The sequence below is a fragment of the Enterococcus sp. DIV0682 genome (assembly GCF_051712685.1).
Lineage (GTDB): Bacteria > Bacillota > Bacilli > Lactobacillales > Enterococcaceae > Enterococcus > Enterococcus faecalis.
The window spans coordinates 2275551-2293929 of the sequence record NZ_JBIOPK010000001.1 but is presented as its reverse complement, the minus strand read 5'-3'; the positions used below and the strand labels follow the sequence as shown (position 1 = coordinate 2293929).

The window sequence follows — 18379 nt, the reverse complement described above, 5'->3', positions numbered from 1 at the left end:
TGTATTTTTATAGGAAAAATGAATAAGGAGAAATGGCCAAATTAAATCCTGTTTACAAAATGAAATAATTCAGAAGTAGACCTTATTTAATGGTACAATAGAAAAAGAAATTAGAGAGTAAAAGGAGCGTATTTATGTCTATTTTAGTATTAGGTGGCGCAGGCTACATCGGCTCACATGCCGTCGATCAATTAATTTCAAAAGGATATGCCGTTGTGGTTGTTGATAATTTATTAACGGGGCATCGTTCAGCAGTTCATGAACAAGCGACTTTCTATGAAGGCGATATTCGTGATAAAGCTTTTTTACGTAGTGTCTTTGAAAAAGAATCAATTGAAGGGGTGTTGCACTTTGCGGCCAATTCTTTAGTAGGAGAATCCGTGGAGCAACCGTTAATGTATTTCAATAACAATGTTCACGGCACTCAAATTGCCTTGGAAGTCATGCAAGAATTCGGAGTGAAACACATTGTTTTTTCTTCCACAGCGGCCACTTATGGCGAACCAAAAGCAATGCCTATTACAGAAGAAACCCCAACGAATCCTAAAAACCCGTATGGGGAAAGTAAATTAATGATGGAAAAAATCATGAAATGGTGCGACAACGCTTATGGAATGAAATATGTTGCTTTGCGTTATTTTAATGTTGCGGGAGCAAAAAAAGATGCCTCAATTGGTGAGGATCACACGCCAGAAACGCATATTGTGCCAATTATTTTACAAGTGGCATTAGGCCAACGAGCAGAGCTAAGTATTTTTGGGGATGATTATGATACACCAGATGGCACGTGCATTCGAGATTATGTTTATATTGAAGACTTGATTGCAGCACATATTTTGGCTTTAGAATATTTGAAAAATGGCGGCGAAAGTGACGTCTTTAACCTGGGAAGCAACAACGGCTATTCTGTTAAAGAAATGTTAGATGCTGCTCGCGAAGTGACAGGCCAAGAAATTCCTGCGACAATCGCGCCACGCCGAGCAGGGGATCCTAGTACGTTAATTGCTTCTAGTGAAAAAGCCAAACGAGTTTTAGGCTGGCAACCAGAAGTAACTGAGGTCAAGGACATTATCGCCACCGCTTGGCAATGGCACCAAGCTCATCCACATGGATATCAAGAAAAGTAATAGGAGGAATGAAGCGATGACCACGAGTCAAATGATTGCCGATTTTACCACACTTGCTATTCAAGCAGGTGGTTGGATGGAATTGGATCGCTTATATCTTCAGAATCGTTTATTATCAATGATTGGTGAACAAGAATTAGGCGAAGTAGACATACGGCCTGTGGCAACACCCGCCGCTGATTTGGCGGAACAATTGTGTCAAATTGCGAGTGCCAATCAACTTGTAAAAACAGAGCAACAAAAAGAACAGTTCATGGTGCAATTGATGGATTTGTTGACACCGCCACCTTCTGTGGTTAATGCTTTTTTTGCGCAACATTATGCCAAAGAGCCACAAGAGGCTACCGAGTATTTTTACCAACTTTGTCAAAAAAACGGTACGGTCATTGAACAGGAAGAACCTGTTGTTTTTTCAACAGTCTATGGTGATTTTTTAGCAAATAAGGTCCACGGTGAGGCGTCAAAAGCAACGCTCTCTGCACAAAGCTATCCCCGCTGTGAATGGTGCATGGCAACAGAAGGCTACCAGGGAAGTCAGCAATTTCCTGCGACTACGAACCATCGAGTGATTCGAATGAACTTAGATGGCGAAAGCTGGGGGTTTTCCTTTGTAAAACAGGCACAATATCAGCAACAAGGTGTGATTGCGTTTGAAAAACATCAGGCAGCGAAACGTTCAATTAAGACTTTTCAGCAATTGTTGAAAATTGTTGAGGTCTTTCCTCATTATTTTGCTGGGATTGATGCTGACTTTGAACAAGATGAGCATGTCTATTATCAAACGGGTTTGCAACAATTTCCATTAGCCGAAGCGAGCATTTCAGAATATGTTGAGTTAGCTAACTATCCTTTAATCAACGCAGGAATGGTGAATTGGCCAGTTGCGACATTTCGCCTAGAGGGACCGAATGCGTCAGAAGTTGCCCAAGCCGCAAATGATATTTTTGAGCAATGGCAAATGCTAAAACTGCCAACGGATGAGATACAAATCGTTGCCCGACGAAAAGAACTTTTATATGTCATGGACTTAATTTTTAGTCGACCTCAAGCAAAGCCTTCGTTAACGTTAGCAGAAGTCCAAGGTTTAACGACTTGGAACAACCAGAAAACGCAGGCACTTGAAACTGTCGCTTCAGCGTATCAACAGCGATTAAAAGAAGCCAGTGCGTTTGCAGAAACAAGTGAAGGAAAAGCGGCTTTTTTAGCAATGGTTGCGCCAGTGACTCATTAAAAGAAAAAAGATGCCGAATGACTAAAAATCACGTATAATAGATAAGAATGAAAAATAAGGGAGGGTAAAAAATGGCTTATCAAGCACTTTATCGGGTCTGGCGTTCACAACGTTTCGATGACGTAGTAGGACAAAAAGCAATTACTCAGACACTGAAAAATGCGATAGTGCAAAAGAAAACATCTCATGCCTATTTATTTACTGGCCCTCGTGGTACAGGTAAAACCAGTGCCGCAAAAATTTTCGCTAAAGCGATTAACTGTAAACATAGTCAAGATGGTGAACCTTGTAATGTTTGTGAAACCTGTGTAGCCATTACGGAAGGTCGTTTAAATGATGTCATTGAAATTGATGCGGCGAGTAATAATGGCGTGGAAGAAATCCGTGATATTCGTGATAAAGCAAAGTATGCACCGACACAAGCCGAGTACAAAGTTTATATTATTGATGAAGTTCATATGCTATCAACAGGCGCGTTCAATGCACTTTTAAAAACCTTGGAAGAACCGCCACAAAATGTTATTTTTATCTTAGCAACGACTGAACCACACAAGATTCCGTTAACGATTATCTCACGGACGCAACGCTTTGATTTTAAGCGAATTAGTACGCAAGATATCGTCGATCATATGGCCCATATCATGCAGGAAATGGCTCTCGATTATGAGGAACAAGCCCTTTATGTGATTGGACGTGCTGCGGAAGGTGGGATGCGAGATGCCTTGAGTATCTTGGATCAAACGATTTCATTTAGTGATGAAAAAGTAACACTGGAAGATGCAATGCAAGTGACAGGCAGCCTAACCTATGAAATGATGGATCATTATATTCAGTGTTGTGTCGCCGGTGATGTTGAACGAGCATTAGAAGGCTTGGAAAGTATTTTAGGCGAAGGCAAAGAAGCGCGTCGTTTCTTAGAAGATTTGTTATTATATTGTCGAGATTTACTGATGTATCAGCAAGCACCGAAGTTATTAGCAGAAAAAGCAGGAACTTTGACAGAAGCATTTAAGGAACTAGCTACACAAACACCTGCTGAAAAAATCTACCAACTAATCCAAATTTTAAGTGACACACAAAATGAGATCCGCTTTACCAACAATGCGAATATCTATCTGGAAGTAGCCACTGTCAAATTAGCTAAAACGGTGCAACCCAATAAACACAACACGCCAGAAACAGCTAATCAAGATGGTAGTGCAGAGGGAAATCCAGAATTAGCAGATTTACAAAATCAAATCGGGCAACTGAAGAAAGAACTGGCTGAATTAAAGAAACACGGTGTAGCTGTCAAAGAAGCAGATGCGCCACGTCAACAAGCACGACCACAAGCGCCAAAAAGTTCGTTCCGCGTACCCACAGAACGGGTATATCAAGTCCTAAACGAAGCGACTAGAACACATTTAATGAATGTGAAAAATGTCTGGGAAGACTTACTGCAAACATTATCTGTGACTCAACGAGCGATGCTCAAAGCTAGTGAACCTGTCGCAGCGAGTCCTAAGGGCATCGTGGTGGCATTTGACTATGAGATTGTTTGTGCTCGTGCAACAGACGATGAAGAGATGCAGTTAGCTTTCAATAATAATTTAAGCCGTTTGATGGACTATACACCAGAGATGGTCTGCATTACTAGAGAAAGCTGGCCAAAACTAAGACAAAGTTTTATTAACCAAAATCAGGGCAGTTTGAATCATTCTGAACCTGAAAATGAAATGGCTCGTCTAGCGGACGAACCGCCTGTAACAAATGAACATTCACAAGAAAATCCAGTAGTAGATGAAGCAATCGCTATGTTTGGTGAAGAGCTTGTCGAAGTACTAGATGATTAATATGAAGGAGTCGAGGAATTATGATGCGAGGAATGGGCAACATGCAAGGCATGATGAAACAAGTACAAAAAATGCAAAAAGAAATGGCCAAAGCGCAAGAAGCGCTAAATGAAAAAGAATTTATCGGTGAAGCCACCAATCAACTTGTGACAGCGACATTTACTGGTGATCGCACAATGAAAGATTTGATCATTAAAGAAGACGTGGTTGATCCTGAAGACGTTGATATGCTACAAGATTTAGTCATTATGGCTGTTAACGATGCGTTAGTAAAAATTGAAAAAGAAACCGAAGCAACTTTAGGTAAATACACCAAAGGAATGCCAGGATTCTAAATAATAAGACCAACGAAAGTATGAAAAACGTCATGCCCAAAAAATCGAACTTTTTGGGCATGACGTTTTTTCTATTTTTGAGGGAAAACTCTTTGGCAATTTTAGTAGTCGCTTCCAAAAAACTATGCTATACTAAAGCCAATTGAAGAGAAACATTTGGGGTGCTATTAGCTGAGATTATACCCATGGAACCTGAAACAGTTAGGACTGGCGCAGGGAAATGTCTTGAAATTTTGACCGATTATTGCACCCAACTACGTTTATTTGTGGTTGGGTTTTTCTGTCTTTTTCAGTCGCGCCTCCTTTTGCTTCTCGCAGAAAGGAGTTTTTTTACGTGGAAAAAAATCGAATCCACAGAGTTACGTTACTGGCTTTAATGATTGCGATGGACGTTGTATTATCGCCGTTAATGCGAATTGAGGGAATGGCCCCTATGTCCAGTGTCATGAACATTATTGCCGGAGTTTTATTAGGTCCTCTTTACGGAACGCTCATGGCACTTGTCTGCGGCTTAATCCGTATGACATTCTTAGGTATTCCGCCATTAGCGTTAACAGGTGCCGTTTTTGGCGCGTTTTTTGCTGGTTTATTTTATCAATGGGGACAAAAATTAGGCTGGTCGATGCTAGGGGAAATTTTTGGTACAGGCATCATTGGCTCGTTATTGTCCTATCCTGTAATGGTTTGGTTTACTGGCAGTAAGCAGAATTTTTATTGGTTCATTTATACACCACGATTTATTGGTGCCACACTGATTGGTTCAGTGATTGCTTGGCTTGTCTTAGTAAAACTGAAAGAAACTCGAGTATTTAAACAAACACAGGAATTATTTTTGGGAGGGTACTTTTATGAAAACAAGCGTTAAGTTTGAAACGATTTTTCCACTAACAACGGCACCATTAATTCAGTGCATTACGAATGAAATTACGTGTGAGTCTATGGCGAATGCATTACTTTATATTGATGCTAAACCCATTATGGCAGATGATCCCCGGGAATTTCCGCAGTTGTTTCAGCAAACCAGTGCCTTGGTTTTGAATTTAGGCCATTTATCACAAGAACGAGAGCAATGCTTGTTAGCAGCTAGTGATTATGCTCGGCAAGTGAATAAACCGACCGTAGTCGATTTAGTCGGTTATGGCGCCAGTGATATTCGAAATGAAGTCGGGGAAAAGCTGGTGCACAATCAGCCAACCGTTGTGAAAGGGAATCTTTCAGAAATGCGAACTTTTTGCCAGTTGGTGAGTCATGGCCGAGGAGTGGATGGCAGCCCTTTGGATCAAAGTGAAGAAGCAGTTGAGGAACTGATTCAGGCTTTACGTCAACAAACGAAAAAGTTTCCCCAGACGGTATTTTTAGCAACAGGGATTCAAGATGTCTTGGTTAGTCAAGAGCAAGTGATTGTCTTACAAAATGGCGTTCCTGAGTTGGATTGTTTCACTGGCACGGGCGATTTAGTCGGCGCATTAGTTGCCGCTTTATTAGGTGAAGGCAACGCGCCAATGACTGCGGCAGTAGCCGCAGTGAGCTATTTTAATCTTTGCGGAGAAAAAGCCCAGACTAAGAGCCAAGGGCTGGCCGATTTTCGTCAAAATACGTTAAATCAGTTATCTCTTTTAATGAAGGAGAAGGATTGGTTTGAGGCGGTGAAAGGACGAGTGCTATGAGAGAGCAATTGAAAGTTTATTTGGTGACAGGTCGGTATGATTTTAGTGATACTGAATTTTTAAAACGAATTGAAACTGCTTGTCGCAGTGGAGTGACATTGGTCCAACTGCGCGAAAAGGAAGTGTCAACACGGCGCTTTTACGAATTAGCAGTGAAAGTTAAAGCGATAACAGATGCGTATCAGATTCCGTTGATTATTAATGATCGTGTCGATATTTGCTTGGCAGTGGATGCGGCAGGTGTGCATATAGGGGATGATGAATTACCGGTTGCTCTTGTGCGAAAACTGGTTGGGTCCACAAAAATCGTAGGTGTTTCAGCCAAAACGGTGGCACGAGGAGTTGAAGCGGAAAACGAGGGCGCCGATTATTTAGGCGTGGGCGCAATTTTCCCCACAACGACTAAGGACAGTCCGTTAACTTCTTTGCAGACACTTTCTGAAATTGCCGCAGCAGTCACGATTCCTGTTGTAGCGATTGGTGGAATCAAAGAAGAGAATATAGAACAACTTATGGGAACGGGAGTGGCTGGTGTTTCACTGGTCAGTGAAATTATGCTGGCTGAACAGATAACCGAGAAAGTTCAAGGGTTGATGCGTGTAACGGAGCGAATGTTGGAGGCGAGAAAATGACCGAATATAATTTGACCCCACAAGTAGTCACGATTGCTGGTTCTGATTCTGGTGGGGGAGCTGGCATGCAAGCAGATTTAAAAACATTTCAAGCGCGGCAGGCATTTGGCTTAAATATTGTCATTGCATTGACGGCACAAAATACGTATGGCGTGCAAGATAGCTTACCGATTCCTAGTTCATTTATTGATGCACAATTTCAATCACTGGCGGCTGATTTTAAAATTGGGGCAGCGAAAACGGGGATGTTAGCAGATAGTGAGCGTGTCGAAGCTGTTGTTCGCAATTTGCAGAAAGTTGATTTTGGTCCGTTGATTGTCGATCCTGTAATGGTGGCTAAAGGTGGACATCATTTGTTAGAAGCCGAGGCAGTTCAAACGATTAAAGAGCAACTGTTGCCATTAGCAACGGTCGTGACACCTAATTTACCAGAAGCGGAAGTTTTACTAGAGACGACCATCAAGACAGAACAAGAAATGCAGACCGCAGCAAAAAAATTACAGCAATTGGGCACAAAAAATATTATTATGAAAGGCGGACATAGCACAAATCAACAAGCGGCTGATTATGTGTTAATGGAAGACGGTTCGAGCTTTTGGCTAAGTGCACCACGAATTGTAACGAAAAATACTCATGGAACAGGAGATACTTTTTCAGCGTGTATCGCAGCCGAATTAGCAAAAGGCACGCCGTTAGAAGCGGCGATTGTGATTGGCAAACAGTTTATACAAGGGGCCATTAGCCAAGCAATCTCTGTTGGACATGGTCACGGACCTACTAATCATTGGGCCCAATTAACGCAAGATATTCAAGTTATTAAAGCATAAGAAGAGCCTGGGGAAAAATCTAAAATGATTTTTCCCCAGGCTTTAAATAGCTTAAAGTTCCCTCTTAATATAGTTTATAAACGTTTTGTTCACTAATCTTCACATTTTAAATAAATTTCTTGGCCTTGTTCTTGCAAATGAGCCACGTGGGATTCTCCCCAATTACATAAGTTATCTAAGACAGCAGAGAGGCTTTGACCATAATCGCTTAAATAATATTCGACTTTTGGTGGAACTTGGTTGTAAACTTTCCGCTCGATAATGTTGTCTTCTTCGAGTTCCCGTAATTGTTGTGTCAGCATTTTTTGACTAATGCCAGTAATACCGCGTTTTAAATCGCTGGGGCGCATGGCGCCGTGCCGTAAATTACACAGAATAATTGGTTTCCATTTACCGCCAATAACATCCATTGTTGCTTCGACACCAATCGCATATGTACGAGTTTCCAAAAAACATTCCTCCTTAATAGGTTGATAATAAACAAAAGTTACTAAAAGGTACCTATGATACAAAAAAGTAGGTACTTATCAAAAATTCAATCTTAGTATATAGTAATTTTTGTTGAAATTCAAATGTTTTTTAGGAGGAAGAGAATGGAAAAGAAAATTTCACCAAATTTAACGCTCTTTGCATTAGCTATCAATGCTTTCGCAATCGGTTCAACAGAATTTATTAGTGTGGGTTTATTACCAATGATTGTTAAAAGTTTTCATATTAGTCTTTCCCAAGCAGGTTTGACTGTTTCTTTATACGCTTTAGGTGTGACGATTGGGGCGCCGTTATTAACAATTTTGACAGGAAAATGGAATCGTCGCTCATTAATGCTGGGGATTATGCTTCTTTTCATTAGTGGGAATTTAATTGCTGCGTTTGCGCCAACGTTTATTATTTTATTGGTAGGGCGGATACTTTCTGCATTGGCGCACGGTATTTTCATGTCTGTTTCGACTGTCATCGCCGCAGATGTTGTGCCGCCATCACGTCGTGCTAGCGCTATTGCTATTATGTTTACGGGCTTAACGGTTGCAACAGTGACTGGTGTACCTTTAGGGACGTTTATTGGGCAACAAACAGCTTGGCATATGTCCTTTCTTTTTATAGCCAGTATTGGCTTGGTGGGACTGATTGCTAGTTATTTTTTAGTTCCCAAAAATTTACCGATACCAGGGAAGGTTGACTTAAAAGGAATCACGCGGATTTTTACGAACAAACCCCTCGTTTTCTCTTTTCTAATTACTGCTTTTGGTTATGGTGGAACGTTTGCTGCATATACGTACTTGTCACCGTTATTGGAAAATTTAGGCTTTTCAGCCAACGCAGTAGTGATTATTTTAGTTATTTATGGCGTAATGGTCGCAATTGGCAATACAGTAGGTGGTCACTGGGCAAATAAAAAACCCTTAGATTCGTTAGTAAAAATGTTTAGCTTATTAATTCTGTCCTTAGTCTTTTTATTTATTACTGTTTTAATGGATAACAGTCTTCTAGGCTTATTAGCAAGTTTGATGTTGGGTCTATTTGCCTTTATGAATGTACCTGGTTTACAACTATATGTTGTAGAATTAGCGGAAAAGTATGTTCCAGAAGATATCACTTTGGCCTCAGCTTTTAATATTGCAGCCTTTAATATTGGGATTACCGTTGGCTCAATGACAGGTGGGGTGGTCACAGATCATTTATCAGTAACATATACACCGATTTTTGGTGGTTTTATCGTGCTAATTGCTGTCTTGTTCGTACTTTATATTCGGAAGCAAGAAGCATAAAAAAACAACTATCTTTAGAAAACTAAAAAAAGCAGCTGGTCACTATGGAACTGACCAGCTGCTTTTTTTTAAGCTTTTTTGCGGAAATAATTCCAGCAAGCAATTAAAACAATTACTAATAAGGTTAACAAGAAAATCAGAGAAATGAGGGAGCCCATCGTTGTCCCCTGAGCAAAATTATCTGCGTGGTCTTGAGCGATATTAATAATCGTCGCTACGATGGCCGTCGCAATAGCGCCAGAAAATTGTTGAAGTGTATTAAATAACGTATTGCCGTCGCCAAAATCTTTCTCCTCTAACAAGCTCATACCAGTCGTCATCATATTACTGTATGCAAAACCTAGACCAATCATATAGGTAACATGTCCAGCGACGAATCCTAATAAAACAGGCATCTCTAGTAAAATTGTTAAAGCTAGCCAACCGATTGTCGCCAAACTTAAGCCAAATAATATAGGTTTTTTAGCGCCGTATTGATCCAACACTCGTCCAGAAAGTGGTGCCAAAATGGCCCCGACTGTAGCACCTGGCAGCATGACTAGCCCAGCTACAAACGCATTTTTTCCAAGGACGATTTGAACAAAGTTTGGTAAGACAAAGGAAATACCTAACAATAAGAATTGACAAACTAAAAAGCCACATAAAAATAAAACGAAGGCGGGATTTTTTAAAATTGTCAAACGAACTAGTGGCTGTTCAGCGGTCGTTGCTCGTTTATAAAAAATAACAAAGCCAATAACGGCTGCCAGAAGTGAAAGCCAGCCAAACAATGTGCCAATTTTACTTAAAAACATCAACAAACCACTAAATAACAGGGCAATACCAATTAAACTAACCAAATCAAGAGTGGTGGTTTTTTTAACAGGTATTTCTGGAATAGCCGATAATCCCATAAACAAAGAAAGTAGTAAAATAGGAATTAAGAATAAAAAGATGGCGTGCCAAGACAGGGAAGATGTTAAGATTCCACCATACGTTGGACCAATGGCTGGAGCAATTGAAGTGGTCAATGTGCCTACCCCCATCATCGTTCCCCGTTTTTCCAGCGGGGTAAAGTTCAAAATAATATGAAACATCAGTGGCAAAGCAATCCCAGTGCTAGCCCCTTGGAAGAGTCGGCCTAATAACAAGATACTGAAAGATGGCGAATAGACATCAATCGCTAAACCAATCAAAAAGAAAAGATTCGCAACGATAAATAAGCGTCTTAACGAATAGGTTTTTAATAAATAATTGGATAAGGGCACCATGATAGAAATAACTAATAAATAAATCGTTGTCACCCACTGCACGGTACCGGTGGAAACACCAAATTCCTTTGTTAATGTCGGAAAGGTTACATTCATTGCTGTTTCAATTAATACGCCAGCAAAAGACATAATTCCTGTCGCTAAAACGGCAGGGAATAATCGTACGTTTTTTTGTTCCATTTAATCACCTCTATAGTTTTCATTTTTTCGTAAAAAAATAGAAGCAGTTTCTATAAGAATAGAAACCGCCTCTCTCTCGACACGCAACTTGCGTGTTATCTGTACGATTTGTTTACATGTTGCATTGTAAACAGTTTTTAGGCAATCGTCAAGCAGAAAATAATTAACGTTGCATGAAGAAACTAATAATTGCAAAAATAGCAATGTGAGCTGGATAGAAAATATAAAAGAAATTCCGCATGCCACGGCCTTTTTCACCATTATAAAGAACAATTGGAATCGCTGCTAAAATCATCATCCATTGGTGGTTCACCCCGAATAGTTCTTGGAAATTATAGCTGGCTGCTGAAATCAACGCAACAACGCCAAGTGCTGAAATTTGTAACCACTTTTTGCCATGGAATAAATAAAAAGCCACAGCCAAGAGAACAAATAAAAACCCACCTTCTGTCATCATTAGTGATGGCACAATCAGATTGAAAATTTGGAAACCAATTAAGATAGCAGGGTTGCTTAATATGTCTGGAGAACTAAAAACAACGAGAGGTAGAGCACTGATTAATAAAGGCACAATAAACCAAAGAAGCCCTTTACCAATTTGTTTTTGTTTAAAATAGTCCATAGACTGCATGTAGACCGTACCTAAAAATAACGTCCCAAAAATATTATTGATAATTAAGCCACCTGTTGAAAAATACGCATTTAAAATGCCATTCAGAATCCCCATAATCCAGAAGCCTAACAATAACCGGAACATGTATTTTCGCCGATTGCTTGTGTGAATGAAGCCTTCAGAACTTTCAAATAAGAAAATAGGTGCAGCAATTCGTCCAATCCATCCGAACCAACCAGGCACGCCTAAAAAACTAAAAAATTGCAATAGATGGTCAAAGACCATTGAAATAACCCCAATGACTTTCAAATGAAAGCCAGTTAATGTTTTACCCATAGTATAAACGCCTCTCTTTCATAAAGAACAATATAACAAAGTCCAGAAAAACCAACCATTTATTTGCCTAACAGTTATCTTACAAAATTGTTTGATTTCTTCAGCTTTTGATGAAAGAAAAAAGTGCCAAGACTAGTTTTTATAATTATTCTATGCTATAGTAAAAGTACATTTTAATAAAAAACATTTGGGGTGCTGTTATGGCTGAGATGATACCCATTGAACCTGATGCAGTTAGTACTGTCGCAGGGAAATGCCGATTTACTTTGATTTTTCACGCACTCATTCTGTCCTAGGATGAGTGTGTTTTCTTTTATCAGGGTTTATTTAAGTCACTCCTTTTGCTTTTTGTTAAGAGAAAGGAGTTTTTTTATTGAAAAAATGGTCATTGCAACAAGTCGTCTTACTCGCTTTTTTAGCCTTTTTGTTTGGCGGTGTTTTTATGGGGGCAGGGTTCCTCTATGCGTTATTGAATGCTGCGCTGTTACCATTAGGACTGAGTCCATTTGCCAATGAGCTTTTATTTGGAATGTGGACCATGGTGGCACCAATTGCAGCGATGCTGATTCCACGAGCGGGAAGTGCTGTTTTGGCGGAAGTTTTAGCCGCTTTGGCAGAAATGCTTTATGGTTCGTATTTCGGACCTAGTGTATTAATTTCTGGTGTGATTCAAGGCCTAGGTAGTGAAAGTGGCTTTTTTGTGACACGCTACAAACGGTACGATACACTAACGTTATTTTATAGTGCGATTGGGACGACTATTTTTAGTTATGTGTATGAATACTTTAAGTTTGGTTATGGCAATTACGGTCTGGGGATGAACATTGCTTTAATTAGCGTTCGGTTCGTTTCCATTTGTTTCTTTGGTATTTTCTTAACGAAAGTTATTTTACGAATGTATCAGTCTGCGCAAGGGTTAGCTGTGAAGGCAAAATGAATAGTATCCAATTAAAAGCTGTGTCCTTTTCACGAGAACAACCCTTGTTTGAAAAGACAAATTTAGCAATTCCTCAAGGAACTTTTTCCTTATTAATTGGCGATAGTGGTAGTGGAAAATCAACGCTCTTACGATTGATTGCCGGATTTGCTCCGCTTGATTACCAAGGAGAAATTTTGATTGAAGGAATGGAGCGCCGACAATTATCAACTCGTGAAAAGGCGCAAAAAATTGGCATGCTGTTTCAAAACCCCAGTCAACAATTTACAATGAAAACCTTGGAACGAGAACTGATTTTTGCTTTAGAAAATCTAGGAATCCCGCCTGAAGAAATGAACCGAAAAATCCAAACAGCGCTTCAACTTGTTCAGACTCAAACCTTATTCACACGAGAATTAGCGACGTTATCTGGTGGTGAAAAACAAAAAGCGGCGTTGACAGTTCTGCTAGCAATGAACCCAGATATTCTTTTATTAGATGAACCTTTTGCAAGCATTGATCCAACCTCTCGAAAACAATTTATTCAAATTTTAGCAAGACTCCATCAAGCAGGCAAAACGATTTTGGTGTGCGACCACGATTTCAGCGATTACGCTGATGTTGTGGACCAAGTCGTCACGTTGAAAAATGGCCAGTTTGAAAAGCAACCGTTGACGTTTATCAAAACAAAACCGCAGACATTTCAACTGACAAATTCTGTGGTAAAACAACCAATGCTCCAATTGAAAAATTTTCGTTTGTCTCAGGGAAAACGAGTGCTACTTGAAGAAAAAGAAGCGCTTTTTTTTAAAGGAATTACCACGTTGACGGGGCCAAATGGGGCGGGGAAATCCACCTTATTAAAAGCCATCGTTCAGAGACAAAAATATCAAGGAAAAATGTTCTTGGCGGGCCGTCGCTTGCGGGCTTCAAAAAAATTGTATCAACACATGACATTAGCGGTGCAACAAGCCAATCGTCAGTTTGTCACGTTGACTTTACGAGAAGAGCTTTTGTTTGGTCAGAACATGACAGCAGAAAAAAGAAGAAAACAAGAGGAAGCCTTAACTTTTTTAGGTTTAAAAGAAAAACTAGAGCACAGTGTTTTTCAACTAAGTGAAGGGCAAAAAAAGATGGTGCAATTAATTAGTTTGCTGAGCTTAGATTTGGACTGTTTACTTTTAGATGAACCTTTTGCTGGATTAGATGAGCGAGCATGCAATTATTTTGTTGAATGGATCAAAGAAAAAAGTGCGCAACAAGATTTTCTAATCGTCACGCATCGGCTAGAACCTCTCTCTGGCGTGAGCAATTACCGAATAGAATTGCTGCAGCAACAATTGATTATCTGGCAGGAGGGAACCACATGCAAATAAAGCAAACAAATGCAGCAATTTATGCTTCTTTGATTCTTATTTTGACCTTTGAATTATCTTTTTCTCAGTCAATTTTGGCAAATTTGGCGGTTTTTATGGGTTGTGTCATTTTTTTAATAGGCCAGCGAAAATCCCGCTTACTGCTTTGGTTATTTTTCTTGCCACTTTTACCAGCAATCGGGACGTTTTGGTCTATTTATTTGCATGGTACGAGTAGTCAACAAGCCTGGCTTTTGTTTAGTCGAACGTATGCCTTTGCCGGTTTAGGACTAGCTTTTGCTGTAGGCGTTGATTTTGAAGAATTATTGTTGTTATTGGAACAAAAGGGGCTAGCACCGAACTTTGTTTATGGAATTTTAGTGGTGGTTCACGCCTTACCGGAAGTGAAAAGAGAAATTAATGATTTAAAAGAAGCAAGCCTACTCCGTGGCAAAACGTTTCATTTTTGGTCGCCGATGCTTTATGTTAAAACACTGCTCGTTGCTGTTTCTTGGCGAGATAAATATACTGAAGCAATGTCTGCCCATGGCTATGAAGAAGGAGCCACCAGAAGTCGAAAAGAGCATTTTGTGTCAGCAAAAGTCAGTCTGGGGCTTGCTATTTTGATCATCATTTTTACCAATTTGTTTATTTTTCTAACGTAAAGGAGAAACCTATGACATTTACAGAACAAGCCAAAGATCAAGCGCAAGCTTCTTGGCAAGGAAGTTTTCAGCATCCTTTTATCACAGAGTTACATGAAGGAACCTTGAGTCCAACGATTTTTCGCTACTATTTAATTCAAGATCATTACTATTTAAAACACTTTAGTCAACTTTATCGCTTGATTGCGGCACAAACGCAACAACCTCGATTGAAAAAATTACTCTTAACAAATGCGGAAAATCTCGCGTTGGGCGAATTAGCTATTCGTGAAACTTTTTTTGAAGAACTAGCAATTACGGAAGAAGAAGTTGCAGCGACACCGATTGCACCAACCGCTTATCACTATGTTTCTCATATGTATCGCCAACTTATTGAAGGAACGCCTAAGACGGCCGCAGCAAGTATGTTGCCTTGTTCTTGGCTCTATCAAGAAATTGGTGCACAGTTAGTCAAACAACACTCACCAGAGCCACTGTACCAACGTTGGATTGAAACCTATGCTGGGGAGGAAGCGTACCAACACGTCCAAGAGGAACGCCAACTGTTAGACCAATTATATGAAGAAAGTTCACCACAAGAACAAGCAGCTATGATCACCGCTTTTGTTATCAGCAGTGAGATGGAATACGCTTTTTGGGAAATGGCCTATACACACGAAACCTGGATTGGTTAATGCAAAAACAAGTCGTTTAGTGCTCGTAACTAACGACTTGTTTTTGCATTAGAACGCAGTAATTGTCAGTTGCTTTTTTGACAGGGCGTGATAAGATATTCAGTGACGCAAAATCTGTTATAACTCGTTTAGTAATAACAGAAACGCCTTGCTAAGAAAGGACTGTAGAAGCCTCATGAATTATCCAGAACCGATTGCAAAATTGATTGAAAGTTATATGAAATTACCAGGAATTGGTCAAAAAACAGCGACACGGCTTGCTTTTTATACAATTGATATGAAAGAAGAAGATGCTAATGCTTTTGCAAAAGCGCTAATTAGTGTCAAGAGAGATCTCCATTTCTGTAGTATTTGCGGAAATATTACTGAAGAAGATCCTTGTGAAATTTGCCAAGATAAAAATCGTGACCGTAGTATTATTTTAGTAGTGGAAGAACCAAAAGACGTTATGGCAATGGAAAAAATGCGTGAATATCAAGGTTTGTATCACGTACTCCACGGGGTGCTTTCACCGATGGAAGGAACAGGACCAGAAGATATTAATATTGCCTCTTTGATCAAACGATTGCACGATGATGAAGTGAAAGAGGTCATTATAGCAACCAACGCTACCACTGAAGGAGAAGCGACGGCGATGTATTTATCACGGCTCATTAAACCAGCTGGAATCACCGTTACTCGTTTGGCACACGGCTTGTCTGTCGGCAGCGATATTGAATATGCAGACGAAATAACCTTGCTAAAAGCAGTCGAAGGACGTCGAGAAATTTAAAAGAAACATCGTTGGAAAAAGAGGTTGAAATCGAAGTAGGTCGTTTCTGTGAGAAAATGTCGCAGTTCAAGCTTTTCCGTACTTCTTTTTCAGTTTCTTTTTTTCAGCGGATGTATCACTTTAAATAGGACATAAGGATTTCAATTAGACTGATAGAGCAAGATGAAGTATAATAGATACAAGTAAAAATTGATTGGAGTTTTCGCACGTGCAGGGTATTTTTATCACATTTGAAGGTCCAGATGGCGCTGGCAAAACCAGTGTTTTGAAGGAAGTTTCTGAAAGATTAGCTAAAGAGTCAAAACGAAAAATTGTCACCACAAGAGAACCAGGCGGCATACCGATTGCCGAAAAGATTCGAACAGTTATTTTAGATCCAAGAAATGACAGAATGGATGAGCGAACAGAAGCTTTACTTTACGCAGCTGCTCGTCGTCAACATTTAGTGGAAAAAATCTTGCCAGCTTTGGAAGCGGGTCATTTAGTCCTATGTGATCGTTTTGTTGACAGCTCATTAGCCTACCAAGGCGCTGGGCGTAGAATTGGGATTGCCCCCATTGCTTCAATTAATGCGTTTGCGACAGAAGGTGTCTCACCAGATTTTACAATTTATTTAGACGTTGACTCAGATACTGGCTTACGGCGGATTCAAGAAAATCGAACACAGCAAATTGATCGCTTAGATTCAGAAGGATTAGAATTTCATCAACGTGTTCGTCATGAATATTTGAAATTAGCAGAAGAAAATCCACAACGGATCAAAAAGATTGATGCACGGATGAGTTTAGAACTTGTAGTAGAAGCAACGTATCAGGCGATTATTGGACGTTATCCAGAAAACTTTTAATTATAGGAAGGTGTAGACCATGAAGATTATTTTAGCCATTGTACAAGACAAAGATAGTAACCGATTAGCCAACGAATTTATTGATGCCAATATTCGTGCTACAAAATTATCCTCAACAGGTGGATTCTTAAAAGCGGGAAACAGCACATTTATTATTGGGATTGATGATGAACGTGTCGACGAAACATTAGCTTTAATTAAAGAAACATGTCAATCAAGAAAACAATATGTTTCAACACCTGTGACTTTAGATATCACAATGGATGGCCAAATTCCTTATCCTGTGGAAGTTGAAGTAGGCGGCGCTACTTGCTTCGTCTTACCAGTTGAAGGATTCCATCAATATTAAGATGAATGAAGCACAACAGCTACAGCAAATGCAACCTTTGCTGTACAAGCAACTCCAAAAAAGTTTTGAGCATGGTCGTCTTGCCCATGCTTATCTTTTTGAAGGAGATACAGGAACTGGAAAACAAGAATTTGGCTTATGGATGGCGAAACATGTCTTTTGTACGAATTTAGTAAATCAACAGCCTTGTAACGAATGCCATAATTGTGTGCGGATTAATGAAAATGAACATCCAGATGTTTTAAGAATTGCGCCAGATGGGCAAACCATCAAAGTGAACCAAATCCGTGAATTAAAAGCGGAGTTTTCTAAAAGTGGGGTCGAGACTGCTAAAAAAGTTTTCTTAATTCAAGAAGCAGATAAAATGAGTACCGGCGCAGCCAATAGTCTCTTAAAATTTTTAGAAGAACCAGAAGGACAAATTTTAGCTATTTTAGAAACCACTTCGCTTTCTCGAATTTTACCAACGATTCAATCACGATGCCAAACCTTACATTTTCAACCATTAGTCAAAAAAACATTAATTGATCGCTTAATCAAACAGGGGATTGGTGAAAAGACTGCAACCCTTTTAGCTGAGCTGACAAATAGTTTTGAGAAAGCAGTTGAAATCTCTCAAGATGAATGGTTTAATGAAGCTAGGGAAATCATTTTGCAATGGTTTAATTATCTAAAAAGTAATGATTTACAGGCATTTATCTACGTTCAGAAGAAAATGGTCAAAGTATTTAAGGAAAAAGAACAACAAGCGCTTAGCTTTGACTTGCTCATGGTTTATTACCGTCAATTATTGGAAGAAAGTGTTGCGACACAGCAAGCCAAAAAAGTAACGGAAGAGCAGGCGGAACGGTTGGCGCTAATTTTGAAAGCACGCCAAAAATGGACTGCCAATGTTAGTTGGCAAAATGTTTGTGAACAATTAGTTATCCAAATGATTCACCCTAAATCATAAAGGAAAAAAGTGCCAAGTGGCATTCAGTTTCATAATATAGTAGGAACTTAGTT

20 protein-coding genes and 2 riboswitches are annotated in these 18379 nt (G+C 39.6%); of the genes, 17 read left to right on the top strand and 3 right to left on the bottom strand.

Annotated features, from left to right (window positions below):
- Positions 1-134 precede the first annotated feature (134 nt).
- The 8 genes from galE (at position 135) to thiD (ending at position 7651) form a co-directional block, all read left to right on the top strand.
- Positions 135-1127 carry a UDP-glucose 4-epimerase GalE gene (gene galE / locus IGK96_RS10995; protein ID WP_002378649.1) on the top strand — a complete coding sequence of 331 codons (993 nt, stop codon included), beginning with the start codon at positions 135-137 and terminating at the stop codon, positions 1125-1127.
- Positions 1108-2358, top strand: coding sequence for a UDP-glucose--hexose-1-phosphate uridylyltransferase (locus tag IGK96_RS10990; protein ID WP_161975140.1), 1251 nt, complete (start codon positions 1108-1110; stop codon positions 2356-2358). Before galE ends, IGK96_RS10990 begins: the two co-directional genes overlap by 20 nt.
- Positions 2359-2429: 71 nt before the next feature.
- Entirely contained in the window at positions 2430-4190 is a 1761-nt protein-coding gene (gene dnaX, locus IGK96_RS10985; RefSeq protein ID WP_085443139.1) for a DNA polymerase III subunit gamma/tau, read from the top strand.
- Between the two features lie 20 nt (positions 4191-4210).
- Entirely contained in the window at positions 4211-4525 is a 315-nt protein-coding gene (locus IGK96_RS10980; RefSeq protein WP_002384048.1) for a YbaB/EbfC family nucleoid-associated protein, read from the top strand.
- Positions 4526-4672: 147 nt separating this feature from the next.
- Positions 4673-4761: riboswitch (TPP riboswitch) on the top strand.
- Positions 4762-4901: 140 nt separating this feature from the next.
- On the top strand, positions 4902-5390 hold the full coding sequence (gene thiW / locus IGK96_RS10975; RefSeq protein ID WP_002356342.1) for an energy coupling factor transporter S component ThiW: 489 nt from the start codon (positions 4902-4904) through the stop codon (positions 5388-5390).
- Positions 5374-6192 carry a hydroxyethylthiazole kinase gene (locus tag IGK96_RS10970; RefSeq protein ID WP_085443138.1) on the top strand — a complete coding sequence of 273 codons (819 nt, stop codon included), beginning with the start codon at positions 5374-5376 and terminating at the stop codon, positions 6190-6192. The genes thiW and IGK96_RS10970 overlap by 17 nt, the downstream gene beginning before the upstream one ends.
- On the top strand, positions 6189-6824 hold the full coding sequence (thiE, locus tag IGK96_RS10965) for a thiamine phosphate synthase (RefSeq protein ID WP_010707177.1): 636 nt from the start codon (positions 6189-6191) through the stop codon (positions 6822-6824). Before IGK96_RS10970 ends, thiE begins: the two co-directional genes overlap by 4 nt.
- Entirely contained in the window at positions 6821-7651 is an 831-nt protein-coding gene (thiD, locus tag IGK96_RS10960; protein WP_002362487.1) for a bifunctional hydroxymethylpyrimidine kinase/phosphomethylpyrimidine kinase, read from the top strand. Before thiE ends, thiD begins: the two co-directional genes overlap by 4 nt.
- 92 nt (positions 7652-7743) lie before the next feature.
- Here thiD and IGK96_RS10955 read toward each other — a convergent pair whose 3' ends face one another.
- Positions 7744-8100 (bottom strand): winged helix-turn-helix transcriptional regulator, encoded by a 357-nt coding sequence (locus tag IGK96_RS10955; protein WP_002356348.1) that lies wholly within the window; start codon positions 8098-8100, stop codon positions 7744-7746.
- 144 nt (positions 8101-8244) lie between these two features.
- Between IGK96_RS10955 and IGK96_RS10950 the strand changes: the two genes are divergently transcribed.
- Positions 8245-9417: an MFS transporter gene (locus tag IGK96_RS10950; RefSeq protein ID WP_016618086.1), complete on the top strand. Its 1173-nt coding sequence runs from the start codon at positions 8245-8247 to the stop codon at positions 9415-9417.
- 68 nt (positions 9418-9485) lie between these two features.
- On the opposite strand, the gene IGK96_RS10945 is transcribed toward IGK96_RS10950, so the two are convergent.
- Entirely contained in the window at positions 9486-10847 is a 1362-nt protein-coding gene (locus IGK96_RS10945) for an MFS transporter (protein WP_002382490.1), read from the bottom strand.
- A 163-nt stretch (positions 10848-11010) separates the two neighbouring features.
- Complete coding sequence (locus IGK96_RS10940; RefSeq protein ID WP_002374038.1) at positions 11011-11796, bottom strand: TraX family protein; 786 nt, start codon at positions 11794-11796, stop codon at positions 11011-11013.
- A gap of 178 nt (positions 11797-11974) precedes the next feature.
- Positions 11975-12065, top strand: a riboswitch (TPP riboswitch).
- Positions 12066-12169: 104 nt separating this feature from the next.
- On the opposite strand from IGK96_RS10940, the gene IGK96_RS10935 reads away from it, so the two are divergent.
- From IGK96_RS10935 to holB, 8 genes are all read left to right on the top strand, one after another.
- On the top strand, positions 12170-12733 hold the full coding sequence (locus tag IGK96_RS10935; protein WP_002359429.1) for an ECF transporter S component: 564 nt from the start codon (positions 12170-12172) through the stop codon (positions 12731-12733).
- Positions 12730-14088 (top strand): ABC transporter ATP-binding protein, encoded by a 1359-nt coding sequence (locus tag IGK96_RS10930; RefSeq protein WP_049095896.1) that lies wholly within the window; start codon positions 12730-12732, stop codon positions 14086-14088. The genes IGK96_RS10935 and IGK96_RS10930 overlap by 4 nt, the downstream gene beginning before the upstream one ends.
- Positions 14079-14732: a CbiQ family ECF transporter T component gene (locus tag IGK96_RS10925; RefSeq protein ID WP_002362491.1), complete on the top strand. Its 654-nt coding sequence runs from the start codon at positions 14079-14081 to the stop codon at positions 14730-14732. Before IGK96_RS10930 ends, IGK96_RS10925 begins: the two co-directional genes overlap by 10 nt.
- Before the next feature lie 11 nt (positions 14733-14743).
- Positions 14744-15406: a thiaminase II gene (tenA, locus tag IGK96_RS10920; RefSeq protein ID WP_002379778.1), complete on the top strand. Its 663-nt coding sequence runs from the start codon at positions 14744-14746 to the stop codon at positions 15404-15406.
- A gap of 175 nt (positions 15407-15581) precedes the next feature.
- Entirely contained in the window at positions 15582-16178 is a 597-nt protein-coding gene (gene recR / locus IGK96_RS10915) for a recombination mediator RecR (protein ID WP_002356363.1), read from the top strand.
- A gap of 208 nt (positions 16179-16386) precedes the next feature.
- The gene (gene tmk, locus IGK96_RS10910; protein WP_002382493.1) at positions 16387-17025 is read left to right on the top strand and encodes a dTMP kinase; all 639 of its coding nucleotides are present in this window, start codon (positions 16387-16389) and stop codon (positions 17023-17025) included.
- A gap of 19 nt (positions 17026-17044) precedes the next feature.
- Positions 17045-17374 carry a cyclic-di-AMP receptor gene (locus IGK96_RS10905; RefSeq protein ID WP_002356367.1) on the top strand — a complete coding sequence of 110 codons (330 nt, stop codon included), beginning with the start codon at positions 17045-17047 and terminating at the stop codon, positions 17372-17374.
- 1 nt (position 17375) lies between these two features.
- Positions 17376-18326 (top strand): DNA polymerase III subunit delta', encoded by a 951-nt coding sequence (gene holB / locus IGK96_RS10900; RefSeq protein ID WP_002384059.1) that lies wholly within the window; start codon positions 17376-17378, stop codon positions 18324-18326.
- Positions 18327-18379 lie beyond the last annotated feature (53 nt).